Origin of the sequence: Duncaniella sp. C9 (assembly GCF_004803935.1) — a bacterium.
GTDB lineage: Bacteria > Bacteroidota > Bacteroidia > Bacteroidales > Muribaculaceae > Duncaniella > Duncaniella muris.
In genome coordinates this window covers 1,394,213-1,414,286 of the sequence record NZ_CP039547.1, presented here as the reverse complement: position 1 = coordinate 1,414,286, position 20,074 = coordinate 1,394,213, and the positions used below count along the sequence as shown (strand labels likewise).

Sequence of the window (20,074 nt, the reverse complement as noted above, 5' to 3'; positions counted from 1 at the left end):
TTTGTTCAGTTTCAAACGGGAGATTTTGGCGATATTTGCACTTCAAATAGGATTTAATATGATAAATCGAATCATCACATCAATATTTTGCGCCTCTCTTGCGATTGCAGCAATCGCGCAGACTGAAACGCCCGACAGCATCAAAACACAGCATCTTGACGAGGTTGTTGTCGAAGCGCAAATGCAACGCACCTCCCCGACCTCGATAACCTATATCCCAACCGGCAAGCAAAAGAACGCCTCACAAAATGCAGTCGATCTTTTGCGTCAGATGGCTATGTCTCAAATTCAAATAAATCCCGTCAGTGAAGCAGTTACTGACAATGCCGGTGGAGAGGTGGCTATTTTTATAAATTTCCTCGAAGCATCAAAGGAGGAAATGGAAGGGCTGCGGACTCCCGACGTGAAAAAAGTCGAGTATCTTGAATTTCCTACTGACCCTCGTTTCCGAGGTGCTCAGCGTGTAATTAATATTATTGTTCAGGAATATGCTTATGGTGGTTACACAAAGCTGACAACAAACGAAAACTTCCTTGTCGGCTTTTCAAGCCGCAACAACATTTTCTCAAAATTCTCTTACAAGAAAATGACTTACGACCTTTATGTTGGAGCCAACAATTGGAATAACCACCATATCGGAAACAATGTAAAAGGAATCTATTCGCTCAAAAATGCTGACGGTAAGGATTATCAGCTAATCCGAACAGAAACCCTTGATGACTCGCATTACAAGCAGAATCAGTATCCTGTAACTTTTCGTGCCACATACGCCTCGGAGAAAATACAGATACGCAATACAGTTGGTTTTACACATTTAGATATCCCTGTTTATGACCAGCGAGGTAATCTTACCTATCAACCTGGAAGTGAGCAAAACTATACTTTCAACAGGAGCAATCCAAATCGCAACAACTCTTTGGCCTATCAAGGCTCTTTCTTTTTCTCATTGCCTAAACAGTTTTCGATAGATATTTCACCGCGTTTCAATTACACGCATAGCAACGACAATCTTTCGTATTCTACATCAAATTCTCCTGAAATAGTCCGTAATGCCCGTGAGAACGCTTACAACTATAGAGTTGACGCTTATTTGCAAAAGCGCATAGGACAAAAGCATACTGCTATGCTTGGAGTCAACGGCGGTGACAACATCAATCGGCTACGTTATTCCGGGACAAACAGCTATTATGACCGCTTCCACAATGCGTTTGCCGCCGGTATGCTATGCTATAATTTTCAGACCCAAAAGATAAGCCTCTATGCTGATGCCGGAGTTTGTTGGGAAGGGAGTGACATTAACGGGGAGAAATATAATGACACATATCCGTTCACACATATCAACCTTCGTTTCTCGCCAAACTCCAAAAATGCTTTTTCTGCTTATTTCCAATATGCCACCAATAGCCCGGGTATAAACCAGAAGGCATCAGATATTCTGCAAGAAAATGAATATATGTATATAACCGGTAATCCGCTGCTTAAAAACAGCAGACATGTAACACTAAATGTTGCCTATACATGGATGCCGACAAACGCTTTCGGCATGAGCGCTTTTAGTAATTTTTTGGAATACTTTGACCGACAGATTATAATATATGAGCCATATAATAACGGTCAGGCTCTCATCAGAAACTACCACAACAGTGGCAATTATATCAAAGAGGAAATAGGACTTGCCGCAAACTGGAAACTGCTCGGAGGAAAACTTCAACTCTATGCAAGCCCCAAACAGTCTTTCTACAAATCTACCGGCATATATAATAAGTCGTATAATCCCTTCACTATAACAGCCCAAGCGACATATTATCTCAACAGTTTCTACTTTCAGGCATATTATCAGTCATCCGGTAAGCAGATGTTCACCTCATCACCGCAAATTTACAAAGATAGAAACTTTCACAGCCTTACAGTGGGCTGGGCTAATTCCGACTGGAATGTCAGGGTAATGGCGGCAAACTTTTTTAATAAGGGTTGGAACAGTGCAGATATAGTTACAGAATCGCCGCTATATACAGAATATAGAGAAAATATCGGTACATCATCCCACTTTCGTATCAATATAACTGCGACTTATACTTTTGGTTACGGCAAAAAAGTGCAGCGCGGCAATGAAGTCGGCGAACAGTCAGGCGCGAACTCCGCGATAATTAAATAGGAATATGAATATTCTAATTATAGGAGCTACATCCGGCATCGGACGCAGACTTTGGGAGCATTATGTTTCAAGTGGACATAATGTAATCGTCGTCGGCAGAAGAAAAGAACTGCTTGACAATATGGCGCGAAATTGTCCTGAACATACACTGCCGGTTGTGTGTGATATTTCTCAAACGGACTCATTTGATAACGCTTTGGAATCTATCATTCGCAAACATCGACACATTGATTTGGCTATTATATGCGCAGGAATTGGAGAACTTAATCCGAAGTTGGATGTCGAGACAGAGTTATCCACTCTTTCTGTAAACGTAATGGGTTGGGCTAATACCGTAGCATCAATTTACAGGCTCTTTGAACGGCAGAAATCAGGTCATCTTGTTACCATTACCTCTGTTGGTGGATTACAGCCTACTCCTATTGCCCCATCATATAGCGCATCAAAGGCATTTCAGATAAATTACACGAAATCTTTGCAGAACAAATCCAAAGGAACGGATATAATTGTCACAGAGATTCGTCCCGGACTGGTTGATACCCGTATGGCAAAAGGAGAAGGACTGTTCTGGGTAATGCCTCTTGATAAGGTCTGTCGAAAAATAATCAAGGCAATTGACAAGAAGCAAAAAAGGCTTATTGTCACTCGCCGATGGCGAATAATAAGTTTTGCATTAAAACATCTGATGTAAACACAAATCCACCGAAAGAAGTGATTTTCTCTCGGTGGTTTTTTGATTAGTGTAGTTTTGGCCCTTTTCGTCGCAGTTTTGCTTTCTGCTCGTCACGGAAACGGTGTAAAGCCTCTTCGATGCTCATGCCGGGGTGCATTTCAAGGAAGTGCTTGAAGTCGTCCGGCATTCCTCTGTCGTGAGCGAAACCTTGTTCTTCAGGAATGTTTCCACCGAGAGAAGGCGATGATAGGCGGATTCCGGCAGTCGGCGATGACGATACGGGGGATTGCTTTGCTGCCAGTTGTCGCAGGAAGGCTTCCGGAATTTTGTGGTCGTAGGGATATGTACGGCTCATTACGGGTTCTCGTTTGTCGAAATCGTACCAAATCCAATGGTTGATTGGCACAACGCCTCCGGGGTCACAGATTCCGATGCTGATGAACTTGCCTTCCTGATAGGCTTGTTGCTTTAGTCGGTCAATCTTTACGCCGCATACTATATCCGGCAATGGCGGGATAACAATAGGCTCCGGATGCTTTGATTTAGGCTGTGACTGCCGTTGCGGTTTAGGCTGTGGTGCGGTTCCGGGTTGAGTCTTTGCCGCTTGTTGTTTCTCTCGACGAGCCTTGAATTTCAATTCAAGATTCTCGCGGCTGAAAAAGGGATCGAGTTTCTTATACCAGAATTCATGTCTGCCAGTGCAGTAATACAGATTCGTTTTCCCTGATTGGCCGGTCTTTTCCTTGACCGTTATACCCTGCCGCTTAAGAGCAATGAGAAACGAGTTCCAGTCCTGAATCTCCGGACGGATGTACACTCCGGCTATATTGTGGACAAGCGGGTAACGGATTTTATCTTTTCCCCTCAGTTTTGAAACATCTGTATTAAGTTTGCTCTTGCCCTGCGTAAGACGGTGTTTCAGATTGAGAGCCTTGCAGACGCGCTCATTCTTCTTGAAGTTGGTGGTCTGCGTCAGAATCTTTCCGTCATAGTCAACTCTGCTGAAAACGATATGACAGTGCGGATGTGCCTTGTCAAAATGTCGTACCACTATGTACGGGGTATTGGTCAGCCCCATCTGCCTCATATATTCCTGCGCCACCTCAGTCATAAGTTTGTCCGTCATCTTCGGAGCATCGTCTGGATGAAAGTCGAGTGATATATGACCGACCGGGTCTTTTATAGGCTTACGTTGTCGCGACGGTCGGGCGATGTCGTCAGCCATAGCCTTGCGGCCTTCATATATCCTTATGTCGCCGGAGGAAGACAGGAGTTTCCAGTCTTTGGAAAGATGGTCGATTATATCCTCTCCTTTGTTGCTCTCATATTTCCTTTCATCGGCTTTCAGCCCTTTCGACTGCTCCTTATAGAGCTTTTCTTCGAGCTTGCGGCGGGTGACATAATCGACACATCCGCCAAAGCCTGAGCCGCTTATTATATATGCTATCATAGGAAATTAAGAACTTAATTTTGCGAAGAGTTCGCGGAAACGATTGAGGTAGTATTGCACATCGCGGGCCATGGCGTCGAGCCCGCGCTGATGGCAGAGACGCAGGAGCTGGTTGAAATTGTTGCTCATGCTGGAGAGATTGCGGGCGATTCTCATTTCTGATTCATCGAGGCGTGGAACAATGTGGGGATTGAGCGTCACCGAACGGATATATTCGCTGACATTTTTCATTCCCGTGCGCTTGACATTGGCAAGCAGGAGGGTGTTTTCAGCCTCGTTGTATCGCGTGTGCCGGACGTAGGACTGACGTTCTTCTTCCGGCAAGGCGGGACGGCCGTTGCGGTGTCCTGCCTTGAGATTCGATTTGCGGGTCGGGGATTTCGGTTTCATTGGCGTGGGGGATTGAGGGTTTGAAAATGGAGGGGCAAAGCGGATTCGGTACACCGGTGTACCGCTCCACCCGGTGTAATGGAGGGTGGCGAGGGGAGCAACATGGTTGCGACGATTTTTGTATCACAAAAATCTAACCTCAATTTTAGCTTTGGGTATATTTGTGTTGATTATCAATGCTATAACTATGTGCCATTGTACTAAATTTGTACTATTTAGACAGTTGGCTGAAAACAAATAGAAACGATTTATAGATAATTTGCGGTAGTTAACTTTATTTATTTGCCTTATTTTTCTTCTTTCGGTGGTAAGGTTGGTGTCGGGATATGGGCTGGTGAAAAGAAAAACTGATACGGACATTTCTCTTTTGCCCAGCACATATATAGGTTTGGTTCGGTATAGATGTATATATCTAAGGCTAAACCAAACCTATTTTCTCATAAGCTATTATTACTGTCCGCTAAACTTTTTTTGAGCGATTGAAAAATTAGGGCTGACACCTATTGCAGGAGTCAGCCCTAAATGGTTATTTTGGTGTCGCCAAACAATCCATGAATAACCATGAGTAAAAGTAGTAATTTCTTCGGACAGCCGATATATGGACAGCTGATAAAATCACTCAATCGTGAAAAAATTGTTGAATTCAGCCGAAAACACGGCGGAGAGAAGTATGTAAAGAGCTTTGACGGCTATACGCATCTGCTTACGATGCTCTATGCCGTGATCCAGCGCTTCGACTCATTGCGTGAGATAGAGACATCTATGACAGCGGAGGTTCGCAAACTGCACCATGTCGGAATTGATACTGTACCAAAGCGCAGCACCCTGTCGGATGCAAATGCCCGACGGTCAGAGAAGTTCTTTGAGGATGTCTATCGCGACCTGTATGCAGCCAACAAAGACATTCTTTCATCGGACAGCAGACGCAACGGCACGGAAGAGTGGATAAAGCAGCTTAGGATTATCGATTCCACTACAATCACATTGTTCTCCAACGCTATTTTCAAGGGCGTTGGTCGACACCCCAAGACGGGAAAGAAGAAAGGCGGCATAAAGGTACACTCTGTCATACACGCCAACGAGGGGGTTCCCTGCGATGTGCAGTTCACTTCGGCGGCCACCAATGACTCTTTCATGCTTGCTCCGAGCCATTACAGCCACAACGAGATAGTCGCTCTTGACCGCGCCTATATCAATTATGCCAAATTCGAGGAACTGACGGACCGTGGCGTTGTATATGTCACCAAAATGAAGAAAAACCTCAGTTATGAGGTACTTGTAGACTGTATGCATCAGAACCCGCAGGGACTGATGGAATACCGTGAACAGGTCGTGGTGTTCCGTAAAGACGGCATAAACCACATCGCCAGAATAATTACATACGTTGACATCAAGAAGAACGGGAAGCCAAAACTCATATCGCTTCTGACCAACGACTTCGACATGCCGCCAGAGATAATCGTGGCGATATACCGCCGCCGATGGCAGATAGAGTCTCTTTTCAAGCAGATCAAACAGAACTTCCCCTTGAGATACTTCTATGGCGAGAGCGCCAACGCCATCAAAATCCAGATATGGGTTACACTCATCGCAAATCTGCTGCTGTCAGTACTTCAAAGCAAACTCGAAAGACGTTGGAGCTTCTCAGGGCTTGCTACAATCGTCAGAATTGTGCTGATGTATTACCTGAATCTCGAAAAGTTCCTCAATCAGCCCGATGCAGACCTGAAAATCATGCTCGCCGAAGCATCGGAATCGCCTCCCGAAGTTCCTGAAAACTGCTGAGGGGGCTTGTCAAATACAAAAAGTAAGCCCAACTTCTGCCGTTCAGGAAGTTGGACTCGCCTTTTTATGGTTTAGCGGACAGTAATAATAAGCTATTGACACGAGCCATAAAAAGTTGTAACTTTGCAGTTGAAAATAACGGAGGCAGAGGCTTCTGATAACATAATTAATAGCGTTTGCTATTTGTTCCAATCAGAATGAAACGTCGGAAATTTCATTGTGTTATGAATGAGGAACAAGTCGCGAACGTCCGTGCATTGCATGGGCGTGACTTGCCGTTCATAACACCAATCCGACGGGTGCATTCTGGGCAGTCATTGCCCATGCTTTTGCATTCGTCGAATTTGATTTATGAGCATTGGCATTCGCACAAACGATATGCCAATGAACAAAAATGGATTGGTAGGAGGTCTGATAACATTGGGGCTTCTTACCTCACAAGTCTCTGGGTACGCCCAAACATCCAATTTTGAAGAATCATCAGATATGATTTTTCAAGATACACAGCGGACTGTCAACACCTTGTCGATTGACAGTACATTAGTTTTCAATCAGTACAAACCTGAATGTTCTAAATTCAATGCTAAACAACTAATTTTACCAGGAGTTCTTATAGCTGTTGGTACTTTTGGAGTATACAATGGAGCATTCAAAAAGTTAGACACAAACATCAAAAATGGAATGGATAATCTGCGTGGAAATCATTTCTTCCGTGCCGATGATTATGTCCAATATCTTCCTGCCATAACGTATCTGACATTTGGATCAATCGGTATCAAATCAAAACATAGTTTTAAAGAGCGTGTCGTGGTGGAAGCTACCGCCTACTTAACCATGACGGCGTTTACAAATATCGGTAAATATTCATTCAAAGAAAAAAGACCGGATTCCAATGCAAGGAATTCGTTTCCCTCAGGACATACTGCCACCGTGTTTACCGGAGCAGAATTAATGAGAGAAGAATATGGGCTTGGTATGGGAATAGGGGCTTATAGCGTTGCTGTTGGGGTTGCTTTCCTGCGCCTTTATAACGGTCGCCATTGGCTAAACGATGTTATTGCGGGAGCAGGTGTAGGCATCCTATCTGCAAGGATAGGCTATTGGATGCTTCCGTTATATCAAAGATGGTTTAAATGGGACAGTCCATGTTCAGATATCATCGTCATATCACCAGTCTATAATCCTGCCGAGCATTCTTTCTCAATTAACTTGGCATACACCTTCTAATAATCATGCCAACGGTTTCCAAAGGTTAACCTTTGGCTCATTCGGGATATTTTCAGCGTTGACTTGTCAATGCGGCTCGGAAAATTCCCTAATGAGCTAAGGAATTTCCTGTCGGTGTAATTTCCACGACGGTGTTGTGGTTGTATTTTGCATTGGTTTTGATATTGATTTACGGAATGACTGAATGATTAAATGACTGAATGATTAGATGATTAGTCACTCAGTCATTTTGTCATCTAAATGATTAATCATTCAGTCATCAATTCATCGAATCATTTAATCATCCGGATGATTGGTCACTTTGTCATTCAGTCATTTCATCATTGATGTTAGAGGGCATTACTGGGTGATGAGGTTGTGGAGCGTTTTGGGATTACAGGTAATACCTAAGCATAAACTCGCTCCACCCTAAAACGACCTCCTATGGCAATGAGAAAAACAAAGAGCGGTCACGGCAGTGACTGCGGTTTCGGCGGTGGCTTTTCGGAGAAAAAGGAATCCCGAAACATATCCTTGCACTCCTTTTTTTCTCATCGTCATAATGACGATAGTCAGTGTAATGACAGTATTCGTTTAAGTCAACACATCCACTGCAATGACTGTAGCAATTTAGTGATTATATCCGACCGTCGGAAGAGAGCCTTTTGAGGTAGTCAGACGGTATCTTGCCGATTACGAAAATCCGATTTTTCTCATTGTCCCCCTTGCATTCTTTGCACTTTTGCACAATCAAGGGTCAGCTTCATCAAGGAATAAGGGTGTGTGGTATCTGTGTTATTTCAATATTACCCCGTGGCATTTTTGACACTTTGGCATTTTCAAAGTGTGCAAGAATGCAAGGTGTGCAATGGGATAATTCCTGAAAAATGTTGACTGACACCGCCACACTATCTGCATTTCCTGCATTTTCAAGTTCCAAAATGCGGATAATGTAGAAAATGCAAGCGTATTTCATCGTTTTTTCTTTTCGCTGCCCCATATAGTCTTGGTTTGGATCAGCCCAATATATACACCCCATACTGAACCAAACCAAAATCCGAGGATGATGACCGCCGAAAAAGAAGAACCCTCCGATGTCGGTCGGAGAGTTCCAAAAGTGCCAAAGTGTCAAAAATGCCACGGTGTAAAATCTACATGCTGACCGCCTCGCAGTCATAGTCAAGGTCGCCGAGGCTGTTGATTGCGTCCTGCTTCTGCTGGTCAATGACGTGGAGATATTTCTCGGTCATCTTGATACTTGAATGTCCCATTAGAGAGGCAACGGTCTTGATGTTCGCTCCTGCACCAAGCACATTTACAGCGAAACTGTGGCGGGCGCAATGCCATGTGATAGTCTTGTTGATTCCTGCTGCCTTTACCCATTTCTGCAAGCGTGTGATTGCGGTTGTGCGGTAGCAGGTGATATTGAATATTTTTTCGGAAGTGTGTTGTATAGGATTCCCGATGAGTTTCAGCAACGTTGGACTTAATGGGATTGTGACACCGCTGTGTGCGCTACGCCCCTCGGTCTTTTGTTGGTTGAATCGGAGTATCTTTGCCGAGAAATCGACATTGGCGTGTGTGAGGCTCACGGTGTCACACCAGCGTATGCCGGTGAAACAGCAAAAGAGAAATGCTCGTTGCAGTGCCGTGTCCTCACCCTCGTAATGAGTGGCGGCAAGGCGTTTGATTTCATCCATTGTCAGTATCTCTTTTTTCAGCGTGTTCACGTCACGGTGGATTACGATTCCTTTGCACGGATTCTTTTTCATCAGTCCTTCTTCTATCGCATGGAGAATTACGGTTCGGAACATATAGTATGACTTATGCGCTCCCTCTCCTTTGGCGACTTTCTTCAGATAGTCTGTGAAACTCGTCACCATTTCGGGTGTAATCAATTCCATGCGCAGAAACGATGTGTAACGTTGGAAGCGTGGTGTAGCCTCAAGGAATCTCATAAAGCGGTTGTAAGAGGTCTTGTAGGTAGTTCTCACTGGCTTTGAATACAACTCGTTCTCCCAATGTTTGCGGAAGTATTTGATAAAGTCGTTCTCACCGTCCTTTTTCAGTCGGTATCCCTCACGGTCTTCGAGAAATTCCTGCTCACGCTCAAACCGTATCTTCTCGGCGAGTGCGAGAGTATTCTTGTTTTGGGTGCGTTCCTGCTGGTTGCGAGGGTATAGCCATATATAGAGGTTCAGCACCTCTCGTTTGCGGATATGCTTGATTCTATATTTCGGTTTTCCTTTCATCGCCCCCTCGGTATAGAGGACATGGTTGCCGTTTTCATCAAGCACCGGGGTTTCGTTGCGTCCGAGATAATACTCCAACGCAAGGCTTGCCCGACCGTCCTGCAATTCGGACTGCACGAGTTTCGGGTTCTGTTTGTTCTTGCTTTCTACTTTAGCCATAGGTGATTATCTTTGTTTGATGCAAAGGTAATGAGGCGTAATCAAACGTGAAAACGGCTCACAACAGATATTAACAATCTAATCGTACTAATTGTGTACTAAATGCGAAAATAAGGGCAAATTAAGGCAAAAGCATAGAAATACTTTGCGATATGACTATTTGAAAATGAATGGCAATGAATGTATTTGAATATCAGTGAATATATGGCAAAATACTAACCTCGCTTAGCCCCTCCATTACCCCTGTGGATGGATACCACCGCACCCTGAATCACATAGATTTCAGATTCTTAATTTCTCACCTGAGAGTTTGCGGTTGATAAGTTCGCGGTTATCGTCAAAGAACGCTTTGAGAATGTTGATGACGATATGTGACGGTGCGAGATTCGGTACACCACTCACCCGTGCGAGTTTCTCCAGAGAGTCGCGAAGTTCGAGAGGAAGAAACACCGGTTTCTTCTCGCCGAGGCTGACGATGCGGAGATAGGCGTGTCTTAACGCATCGAAATCGGCATCCACCATTTTGGCACTGACGCGCGATTTCTTTGACTGTTCCACGGTGCTGGTCTGCTCTTCCTCTACCGGGATGTCAGACTGTTTTCCGGTTGTCAAATCCTCGGATACGGTCTTGTGTTCGCTCTCAGAGTCGCTTGGCGGTGTATCTTTCGGCATAACCTCTGACCTCTCCTCCGCTTCGTTTTTTGAAGATGACTTTGCTTTTTTCGGTGGTATAACCGTTGTATCGGTACACTGGTGTTCCAGTTCAACCATATCTTTCGGCTTTCGAGTCTCTGATGCCTTGTCTCGCTGAGGCTCTGATTGGTCAGAGCTTTGATTGCATGACTGATTAGTCAGCTTGGCATTTTTGAATATCTTGAACTCCTCGCCATGCTCGCGGATGAACTCTTCGAGATTTGCAGGTTCCCATCTGACCGCACAAGGATTTAATTCCATGCTGGGAAACGGAGGCTTGCCATCATCGATGTTCCACGGTAATGAGTATTCGTTCATGAGAACCTCAGTCCTTCTGAGTTGTTCAGCCTCTGCTTTGGAAATTTCCTCTTCTTGTCGGAGAAATTCCTCAGCATCGAACTTCTTGGTTGTTCTTGATTCTCTCTTGGGCGCAGTCTGAGTCGCACCCGCCCGATTGACGTATTGACGCGCCTCGGACTCTGTGCCGATAATCGTAGGCTCGGCAAACCTATCTGGATTTGATTTCGCCATATCATTCTGGAATTGTGGTCGCCGAGAGAAAGTCCCTGCGACCGGGTGAGGTGTTTAATTCTTGTGCAAACGAGAGCAGAGTGTCAAGCTCCCTTGACCTATGCCGAGTGTAGCCAAGAATGCAGCATATTGCTGAATTTGATAAACTGATGAATCGGAGAGTTATCTATGACTATATCAGCATATTATATATTCATCATTGTTTCATCACTATTTTTCGGGCGGTGAGAAGAATGTTTTGGCGATGGAAAAGAGAAATTGCGTTTTCTCTCGGTGCCACACATTTTCTTTTCTCATTGCCTTTCATCCTTTGATGAAGTGTTGATGAATAACCGATGAGAAGAAAATGCACTGAAAAACAGCAGTCTGTCTCCATTTTCATCAGTTCATCAAATTTCAACGAGAAAAAATTATAAATTCTCTAACATCTGCCGGGTGACGGTGTAGTACCGTCCGCATCGGCGTGTCTCGACGTATGTTTCTTCGTTGAGGAACATTCCGACGGTATAGGTCGTGTAGCAGAACGAGTTGGAGGCTGGTCTGAGCTTCCAGCAGTCCTGCACCACCTTTCGGAGCTGGCTACGGTCAGCCTTGACCTGACGGTAGCCGAATAGGCTCAGGATGTCGTTGAAGCAGAAGTCTACCTCGTCGATTTTGCGCGAGTCCATTATCTCGGTCAGCAGCTCGGCAAGCTCCAGCTCCACACGGTTGCGGTTGGCGCGGATGATTCTTTGCAATGCCTCGGTGTCGAGCAGCGCGGGATTGAACCACATGCGGCTTTCCTCGGCGGTTATCAGCCGCCGATAGGTCAGGGCATGGAGAAAGGCCGGTATCTCGTAGCGGATTTTCTCCAGAAACGTGGTGTCGTCGGTGGTAAGCCTCGGAACCTTCCGCACCCAGTAGCGGGTCTCGCCGGGGTCGATGACCACGGGGAGATACTCGTTGTTGGAGCACAGTACGAACTTGGCGAAGAAGCTCACCTCCTCGCGGTCGCGCCCTTTTGCCTCCATCTTGTAGTTGTAGGTGGTGCTGAGATTCTTCAGACGCTCGGAGTCCTCGCGCTTGTTGAGCAGCACCTCGTCGACCACGATGACGAGTTTGCCGTTCCAGTCGTCGTTGAACTGGCTGCGGAAGTTCTCGTTGGTGTTGAAGGTCACGTTTGCCTCAAAGAGCAGTTTGAGAAAATTGAGGAAGGTGGATTTGCCTGTGTTGCGCTCCTCAGACACCAAGAGCAGAATCGGGAGCTTCTGCAACGGCATGGTGTATAGAATTTGCAGGTAGTCAAGACCGAGGTCGTACTGATCGCCGAAGATGTGGCGCACGAGCGATTCGATACACGACCATTCTCCCTCGGCAGGGATATGGCTGAGTGGTGAATACTTGTTCTTGAAACTGCCCACAACAGGCTGATAGTCCAAGTGGGAAGGGACACAGCAGAAACCGTCGTATTTGGGGACGTTGGCGAGAAAATCCTTGCCGTAGTCCTGACGGATAGCCTCGATTGTCCACGGGATGCTGCGCTCGATGAGTTGTCCTGCGGCGTTGGGCTGGCGGACAATCTTGTAGTAGGTGGTGCCTATGCGCTCAAAGCAGTCATCGGCGGGAGGTATAACTGTTACGTCTTCCATAGGCTCAGTCATCGTTAGAGGGGTTGATAATAGAGTTAACTTCCCGCAAGCTGTAGCGGGTGCTTCCGTTCACCTTGAATGGGTGTAGTCTACCGTCTTTGGTCATGTTATAGACCGTGGTCTCGCAGACGCCGAGCCGCTCGGCAACCTCTTTCTTGGTGATTGATTTGTCCTGCTCGGCCTCCATGTAGAGGGGGAGCAGACGCTCGCGGGTGGCTTCGATTGTGTCCACCACAAGCTGATGAAGGTCAGAGAGGCGGACGTTGAGGAGAATATCGGGGGAGTCAGGGTCGAGTGCCGACGCCTGAAGAAGGTCAAAAAGATTCAATTTCATCTGAGGGGATTATGAAATTAAAGTTATATCGCCAAGTAACTTGCATCACCCACAGCCCCGGCGACGAAAGAGGCTGCGGTGACGTGTCCCCGAAAGGACATAGAAAGGGCTGTCGGCTATGTTTCGCTAAAGCCGACGGTTGTTGCTGCCGGCCTGTCAGGGTCGGCAAAGGGCGTAGCTCACCCTTTCCCACGCCGCGCCAAAAGGCAACGACATGAGGGCATCTGTTCCTTATACGGGGCAGATACAATGGCGGTTGTGTCTTACTTTGCGATAAGGTAAGGCATACGCATTTTTTCTTCTTTTTAATTGATTGTTTTTGACGTACAGATTCTGTACGGGCACAGCTGTGGCTGTCGCAAAATTCAGCTCGTATAGGCTCTATGACAGTTTATTGCTGTGCCATTCTTTTTTCTTCTGCCATTGTTCCGCGCATTTAATCCGTTGAGCATCGCTTCCTTAGTGCGAGTTGTTGCCGGGTTAAACCGTTGCGGTTTGTTCCGCATTCAACAGCAGGCTTTTCATAGTGGTTCCGGATTCTGAGTCCGGTCTTCTGATCAGGTACCTCGTTATTATCGTTACAGTGTCAATATCGGGCATGGCATCCGTCGGGGAGCATCGTTCCTGTTCCGGTCTATAAAGCTGAACGTGTCGCTTCGGGCTTGCGCTGCCTTCAATCGTTACATAAAGATAACAAAATTTTACGAGACTTCCAAATCTGCACAATCTCCCGTCGGCGGCTGACATTGTCGGCTATCGGGTGTGTATGATGTAGGTGTGTAGATAGCGTCCACAAGTGTCACACCTGAACATGGGCAACGATGTCGGTGTAAGGTTCGGGTCTGTACCCGCACACCGATTTGTTCGCAATGCTTTGCGCATCCGGCTGCGAAATTCAGGCACACACCTCCGGGTGTTGTGCGTGGGGAGTCCGACCCTTCGGGGTCGGCTCATAGAGAGTCAGCCCACTCTTGGGCTGCGGGGTATGTCTGCGGCGGATAACGACGCGACCGTCACGGCAGAGCAATCTGACGCTCCGCTATGGTCGCGAAATTTGCCACCGCAACTTTCCTAACAAAGCTTTGTTCAAAAAAGTTCACGATTCGATGAAAAAAGTCATCCATAGCCAAAAGTAGTGCATGAGCGGTCATTACACCCCGCTGACTCCGGACTTTCTTTTCAGAGGCAAAGATAGAATGGAATTTTCAATCCCTCCAAATATTTTCCGCCGGATATAGCACAAGGTTGTACATGTATATCGGTATATACAACTGGTATACCGATGGTTGTCTATCAATTCTTTGCAAAGATAATACTGCCTCGCCGTACTCTCCAAATTATTTCAAGCATGGTTCCCGTTATTCCGTTTTGGGTATCTTCTTTTTCCTTTCGAGTACCCCTTTGTCTCCTAAAATATGCTTATAATCCCCAAATCTATACTTTTCGACCCGCTTTTGGGGGATTATAATGAGGTTTTGTCAAATCTTTGACAATTTTACACTGTCGTAATAGTCGCAATGTATCAATCTTTATGGCTCATTTATTGGCTCATTGCTCAAATTATAGCCTCCGCTTTTAAGGCATCTTAATCTATCAGTTATTCTATCATTTAATCTATCACGGCTTATATAAAACTCGAAGACCTCCCCGGGTGCGCTAATCTTACGGGAAGCGTGGAAGGTCATATCGTTTGCAAAATTAGTTTATTTCTTTGGAATTACAACATCTTTGATTTAAGAAATATCTGATGCTGTTCGGTATTTTCAGGTAAAGCTGTAATAACTATCTCACAATCCAAACTGAGCAAGACGTTCCTCGCTTTCGGCAGGACTTTCCTTAACTGTACCGATGATCAACTCAACATCATAGTCATCAATCTCGCCCAAGTAGTTCCACTCATTGAACTTTTGTGGATAGGCAACCTTCAACCGGACGCAATCAACAAAAGAATCATACCTGAGAAATGGATACTTTGACTGTTTTATGGGCATGTGGTACATTTTGAGATGTGCCGGAAGATTCCTGTTTATTTGAGAATTGATTATCACACCACCATAGGCGATACCATTAGAGTCGAAGCCAAGCACTATGAAATATTTGTCTCTTGAAGAGTCTCCTGCTTTGGGCTTGATTCCATTTGCCTCAGTCATCGTCATCTCATAGACATCTCCAATCTTGACAGTATGAGATGCCAGTCGTGAAAGCTCTTCCTCATTGAGAGCATCAGAAATTTTCATCATTTCAAAGCTGATTCAATTTGCATTTGCTCTTCAATATATTCAAGCATGGCATCATCGGCATTTAGAACTCTTGCCATAGAGACAGGAGAAATAACATTTGTTCCATTGGTGCGACGGTTTGCCTCTTCCCAGGCTTCATCATGTGACTTTCTCATGAGCTGTCCGAAAGTCAACGATTCGTTTTCCTCGATTGACTGTTCCAATGCTTCAATCTCTGACTTGGAAAGATACTTCAAATTTGCCTCTCGTTTAGGAAGAAGAACATTCGGAGCATCTTCCCCGGCAAACTGGATAACCTCGGATAATTCTTCCGAAAGAATCATACGCGGGTGATTCAGTTCCTTGACCGCATCATATAATTGAGTAGGAACCGGACCATATTTCAATGCGCAAAACTCGTCAGGCACAATGCCGCTGCCCCATTTTGCCAGATGCTTCATCTCGGCGAAATAGAGAATCTTGAAAGCATGGTAGAAATCAACGCCACCAGTCTTGCCAAGTATAAACAGAACTAACTCTGTGAGTTTCTTGCTGTCGTAATTCGTCATGGGCTTATGTCCTTATGCTTATCTAACGCAGAATGCGCAATTGCAGTTTATTTCAGTTTGCAAATATAATAATAATTTTTCAAACCGCCAAATCGCGTAAAAATCTACAAATCTTATTTTTACCACATCGCAGGTTCAACTGGCAAGTGCAAAATTAGCGATTTGTTTGAAGAACTCGGTTTTCGGGTTTGAAAAACCGAGTTTTTTCCGTGGTCTGAGGTTTAGTTTCTTTGCGACATTCTTGATGTATAGGTCAGTGAAATCATTGAAATTTGACTTTTTGGGGATGTATTGACGGATGAGTTTGTTGATGTTTTCGACCGCTCCTTTCTGCCATGAGCAGTAGCTGTCGGCAAAGTAAACAGTCACATCATCAAGACCTTTGATGCGTAATCCGGCGGTTATGTCGAGGTGTGCCGCGAACTCGCTGCCGTTGTCAGTAGTGATGGTTTTAAGATATTTACGGTATGCGTACAGCATTCTCACGACAGTCTTTGACAATGGCTTGGCTCTTTTTCCGTAAGGTAGTTTCTCCATCATCACAAAGCCAGTCATGCGTTCAAGCAGCACTAGAATCGCGTGCCCGTAGGCATCAACAATAAGATCCATCTCAAAATCGCCAAAGCGTTTGCCGTCGGCCTCGGCCGGTCTGTCGTGTATGCTTGTGCGGTTTGGTATGTTGGTGGCTTTAGTGGGTTTGCGTTCGCCTTTTGGTCGTCGTCGGAAGTCGGGATGTCTGCGGTGACGGCGCAGTTCTCCGCTTTCATCAGCGTTTATAATGTTGTAAATGGTCTGTATGGATACGGAAACACCTTCCTTGGCCAACACGCCACGAATTTGTTCTGGTGACCATTGGTGGTCAATAATCATCTGTTTTATACGCCACACCAACACGCTGTCGAGCTTCTTGTTGGATGTGGTGCGCTTTCTGCGTTCAAGGGCTTTGGCATGAGCCTTTTCCCACAGATAGTGGCCTTTGGTTGTGGAATTGCGCTTCAGTTCACGACAAAGCGTTGACTGACTGCACCCTACTATGAGGGCAATTTCTTCTCTCGAAGTTTTTTTTTGCAGTAAGGCGAAAATTTGCGACCTTTGCTGCGAGGTTAATTGTCTGTACATAAGCAATACAAAATTAGTTAATCTCAGGGAGACTTCGGTCTCCCTTTTTATTTTGTATTGCCAGTATGTTCTGCTGCTGTCCGCTCTTGGGGGCGGTTTAGGCCGCCCCCGCCGCTTGGGCATCCCCTCGCCAGAAGGAGAGAGGAGAATGACTAATGCCCATCTCAAAGTTTTGCACTTCGATTTGGAATCTTCATTATTTTTACCACATACATCGGATATTGCCACTCCAAAAAAGTGACATTTATGCCGATTTTTTGGAGTGGCTTGTTGTTTACCACATGTCATTCTCTTTCTTCGACATGGCGGCGATTTCGTCGGCTATCTCCTCGGAAGATAGCTTAATGTAGTCCATGAAGGTCTTTTGTGTCTTGTGGCCGCTGACGTGCATCATCTGGAGAATGGTGTACCTGTGACTGAGATACATATTAGTGATGCCCGTGCGTCGGGCGGTGTGGCTCGTCACACACTCATAGCGCGGCACAATCACGTTGCCGTTGAGGTCGGTCTCCGGTTCCTTCTTCTCTTTTCTCAACGCCTCCTTCTGTTTCATAGTGAGCTTGGTCGGCACCTTCTCTTTCAGTGACGGCAACTGCTCCGAAAGGTCTTTGAGAATATCTTTGATGTAGCGGTTCAGCACCTGCTCGTTGGCTTTCGGAATGTTGTAACCGTACTTCTCGCAGATGGTGATTAGGTTCTCGTTGAGAATAGGTATGGTAACCTCGGTCTTGGTCTTCTGCTGGATAAGACGGATTATGCGCGTTCCCTTTCGGGTGGTCTCAAAGTTGTCGGCATTGAGGTTGTTGTAATCACTTACACGTTGACAGGTATAGCAGCCGATGAGAAAAACATCGCGGATATGCTCTTTCTTTCCTGTCAGCGGCATTTCATAGAGAGCCTGCAATTCCTCCTCGGTGAGATAAATCTCGACAGCCTTGTCGCGATCCTCAATCTTCTTCTTGACAATGAGAGCTGCCGCTCTCTGATTATCGTGTATGCCGTCAACGAAGGCGGCATTGATAAGAGCCTTCAGGTTTGTCAGATGCTTGTTGACCACCTTAGCCATGTAGCCATGCTTCTGCAAATAGTTGATGTAGCGTGACACAAAAGCACGGTCAATGTCAGCCCATCCGAACTTGTGCAACGGGTCGAAGCCTTCATAAACACCAATAAAACTTTTCCATGCCTTGCAGGTGCCGGGTGCATAGTCGTCACTACCAATCTTGCGAGCCCCGCTCTTGATGTCATCGACAAACTGAACGAGGAACGGCCATATAAGGCGGTTCTTCTCCTCCTCGATACGTTTCTTTTCCTCGGCTTTCTTGCGGGCTTTTTCTTTCGCCGCCTCACGTTTGGCTATTGCCTTACGCTCGGCCTCGGCTGCCTCCTCCATCGCCCGGCGTTCAGCATCCACTTTCTCCGGCTCGGAGATATAGCGCACATCCATGTCGAGAGCCTCGCGGTCAAAATTCACCTTTGCGAGATGAGCCTTGACTATGCCCTCAATCTGTGTCAGCTTGGCATGAAGCTGATAATTTTTCTTCTGATGCGCCAGCCATGCGCGGGGCGATGCCGTAGCCTTCTGCCAGTCGGCAACCTCAACCTGAAGCATGGTCGAAATCAGCACATCAACCTTGCGGGTATGGATACGGATAAAGAGAGTCGCGGTGTCCTTCTTCAAATCCTTGGTGCGGACATGAAACGGGGTCAGTTTTTTCGGAGAGGGTGATTTTGTCATATCTTCGATATTATAAATTTCAGAATGGTGGCATTCACAGTTATTCACAATCAGCCACTTTGGTTCTGCAAATATAACAACCCAAACCGCAATTTGTCAAGTCGGGTCACCACGCAGGTCACCACGTTTTTTGAATAAATCTGAAAATCCCCAAAATTCATCAAAGTTCATATTGCACTATTATTCAACACTTTGCCTAAACAAACCATTCAAATTCATTCGTATTCATTCAGAAACTCAGGTTCTGGTGGCACCACCCAAGTAAAAGTCAAATCGCTAATTCTCACAGAGTTGGCGATTCTTCTTTTAGTCACCACAGGGTGTAGTCACTATAATAGTCACTATCTAAGCCGCTATAAACCAAGATAAATCGGCTTGATTAAACAGTATTAAAAAGTAGCGTTTAATTCTAAACCCTATTAAACTCTACATTAAATCTACCGCAAAATAATAGTGCCTATCGGCGTGGTGCGCTGAGATAGTCACTATATATTTTTACGTACCTACTTTTTAAAATTCCCACCAACCCACCCAATCGTCAATCCGATTTCTCTACTTTGACGGATTGCTCCGTCAATCACAACTCCTCATTGCATTCCAACACATAAGACCCATGGAGGTTAGCGTTGAGAATATGATGCCTGTTCCTAACGCCATGTCGAGCAATCCCGAAGCAATCGAAATGCCACACTACACTTTGTCATTATCCAAAACATCCTTCAGCGAATGGCATTGCTCTCTTGCAAAGCCATCGTAACTCCTCATTGCATTCCAGCACATAAGACCTATGGAGGTTAGCGTTGAGAATATGATGCCTGTTCCTAACGCCATGTCGAGCAATCCCGAAGCAATCGAAATGCTACACTACACTTTGTCATTGTCCAGGACATCCTTCAGTGACTGGCATAGCTCACGTGCAAAGCCAGTCACCTACTTCCAAAGTTTATAATCGTTAATCATAGGAAGAAACGACTTGTAGTTAAACAAATTTAGTCAAACTTCCGGCTGACCTTCGGATAGAATCGTTGGCATTACCTACTCTTCCGTTTTCACAGTACCATCGGCGAAATCATGTTTAACTTCTCTGTTCGGAATGGTAAGAGGTTCATTCATGATTCTATCAATACCATCTATGACTACAAAATTACAAAAATTAGCATGTTTTTTAGCCAA

The 20,074-nt window shown here is 45.5% G+C and carries 16 protein-coding genes and 1 rRNA gene; 5 read left to right on the top strand and 12 right to left on the bottom strand.

What is annotated here, in order from left to right:
- Window positions 1-58: 58 nt before the first annotated feature.
- Both E7745_RS05745 and E7745_RS05740 read left to right on the top strand, forming a co-directional pair.
- Window positions 59-2,155: a TonB-dependent receptor gene (locus tag E7745_RS05745; protein WP_136408463.1), complete on the top strand. Its 2,097-nt coding sequence runs from the start codon at window positions 59-61 to the stop codon at window positions 2,153-2,155.
- 4 nt (window positions 2,156-2,159) lie between these two features.
- The gene (locus E7745_RS05740) at window positions 2,160-2,846 is read left to right on the top strand and encodes an SDR family oxidoreductase (RefSeq protein ID WP_124076400.1); all 687 of its coding nucleotides are present in this window, start codon (window positions 2,160-2,162) and stop codon (window positions 2,844-2,846) included.
- A gap of 46 nt (window positions 2,847-2,892) precedes the next feature.
- Here E7745_RS05740 and E7745_RS05735 read toward each other — a convergent pair whose 3' ends face one another.
- Window positions 2,893-4,278: a relaxase/mobilization nuclease domain-containing protein gene (locus E7745_RS05735; RefSeq protein WP_124076402.1), complete on the bottom strand. Its 1,386-nt coding sequence runs from the start codon at window positions 4,276-4,278 to the stop codon at window positions 2,893-2,895.
- Window positions 4,279-4,284: 6 nt separating this feature from the next.
- Window positions 4,285-4,668 carry a hypothetical protein gene (locus E7745_RS05730; RefSeq protein WP_124076404.1) on the bottom strand — a complete coding sequence of 128 codons (384 nt, stop codon included), beginning with the start codon at window positions 4,666-4,668 and terminating at the stop codon, window positions 4,285-4,287.
- Between the two features lie 561 nt (window positions 4,669-5,229).
- Between E7745_RS05730 and E7745_RS05725 the strand changes: the two genes are divergently transcribed.
- A complete protein-coding gene (locus E7745_RS05725; protein WP_136408462.1) occupies window positions 5,230-6,453 on the top strand; it encodes an IS4 family transposase in 1,224 nt (407 codons plus the stop codon).
- 384 nt (window positions 6,454-6,837) lie between these two features.
- Complete coding sequence (locus E7745_RS05720) at window positions 6,838-7,680, top strand: phosphatase PAP2 family protein (protein WP_160631798.1); 843 nt, start codon at window positions 6,838-6,840, stop codon at window positions 7,678-7,680.
- A gap of 745 nt (window positions 7,681-8,425) precedes the next feature.
- Here the strand turns inward: E7745_RS05720 and E7745_RS05715 are convergent.
- From E7745_RS05715 to E7745_RS05675, 9 genes are all read right to left on the bottom strand, one after another.
- Window positions 8,426-8,800, bottom strand: coding sequence for a hypothetical protein (locus E7745_RS05715; protein ID WP_136408460.1), 375 nt, complete (start codon window positions 8,798-8,800; stop codon window positions 8,426-8,428).
- 10 nt (window positions 8,801-8,810) lie between these two features.
- Window positions 8,811-10,070 carry a site-specific integrase gene (locus E7745_RS05710; protein WP_136408459.1) on the bottom strand — a complete coding sequence of 420 codons (1,260 nt, stop codon included), beginning with the start codon at window positions 10,068-10,070 and terminating at the stop codon, window positions 8,811-8,813.
- A 282-nt stretch (window positions 10,071-10,352) separates the two neighbouring features.
- On the bottom strand, window positions 10,353-11,294 hold the full coding sequence (locus E7745_RS05705) for a DUF3408 domain-containing protein (RefSeq protein ID WP_136408458.1): 942 nt from the start codon (window positions 11,292-11,294) through the stop codon (window positions 10,353-10,355).
- Window positions 11,295-11,704: 410 nt separating this feature from the next.
- Window positions 11,705-12,922, bottom strand: coding sequence for a primase-helicase family protein (locus tag E7745_RS05700; protein WP_240597878.1), 1,218 nt, complete (start codon window positions 12,920-12,922; stop codon window positions 11,705-11,707).
- Window positions 12,923-12,926: 4 nt separating this feature from the next.
- Window positions 12,927-13,256, bottom strand: a complete 330-nt coding sequence (locus E7745_RS05695) for an AlpA family transcriptional regulator (protein WP_136408457.1) — start codon at window positions 13,254-13,256, stop codon at window positions 12,927-12,929.
- Between the two features lie 1,787 nt (window positions 13,257-15,043).
- Window positions 15,044-15,496: a hypothetical protein gene (locus E7745_RS05690; RefSeq protein ID WP_124076255.1), complete on the bottom strand. Its 453-nt coding sequence runs from the start codon at window positions 15,494-15,496 to the stop codon at window positions 15,044-15,046.
- Window positions 15,493-16,044 (bottom strand): Panacea domain-containing protein, encoded by a 552-nt coding sequence (locus tag E7745_RS05685; protein ID WP_124076257.1) that lies wholly within the window; start codon window positions 16,042-16,044, stop codon window positions 15,493-15,495. The genes E7745_RS05690 and E7745_RS05685 overlap by 4 nt, the downstream gene beginning before the upstream one ends.
- A 135-nt stretch (window positions 16,045-16,179) precedes the next feature.
- Window positions 16,180-17,163, bottom strand: a complete 984-nt coding sequence (locus tag E7745_RS05680) for an IS30 family transposase (RefSeq protein ID WP_124076259.1) — start codon at window positions 17,161-17,163, stop codon at window positions 16,180-16,182.
- A 274-nt stretch (window positions 17,164-17,437) separates the two neighbouring features.
- Window positions 17,438-18,901 carry a phage integrase SAM-like domain-containing protein gene (locus tag E7745_RS05675; protein WP_124076261.1) on the bottom strand — a complete coding sequence of 488 codons (1,464 nt, stop codon included), beginning with the start codon at window positions 18,899-18,901 and terminating at the stop codon, window positions 17,438-17,440.
- A gap of 634 nt (window positions 18,902-19,535) precedes the next feature.
- Here E7745_RS05675 and E7745_RS15175 point away from each other — a divergent pair.
- Window positions 19,536-19,658, top strand: a complete 123-nt coding sequence (locus tag E7745_RS15175; RefSeq protein ID WP_255575999.1) for a hypothetical protein — start codon at window positions 19,536-19,538, stop codon at window positions 19,656-19,658.
- Between the two features lie 266 nt (window positions 19,659-19,924).
- Here E7745_RS15175 and rrf read toward each other — a convergent pair.
- Window positions 19,925-20,032: ribosomal RNA gene (gene rrf, locus E7745_RS05670) — 5S ribosomal RNA — on the bottom strand.
- Window positions 20,033-20,074: the final 42 nt, after the last annotated feature.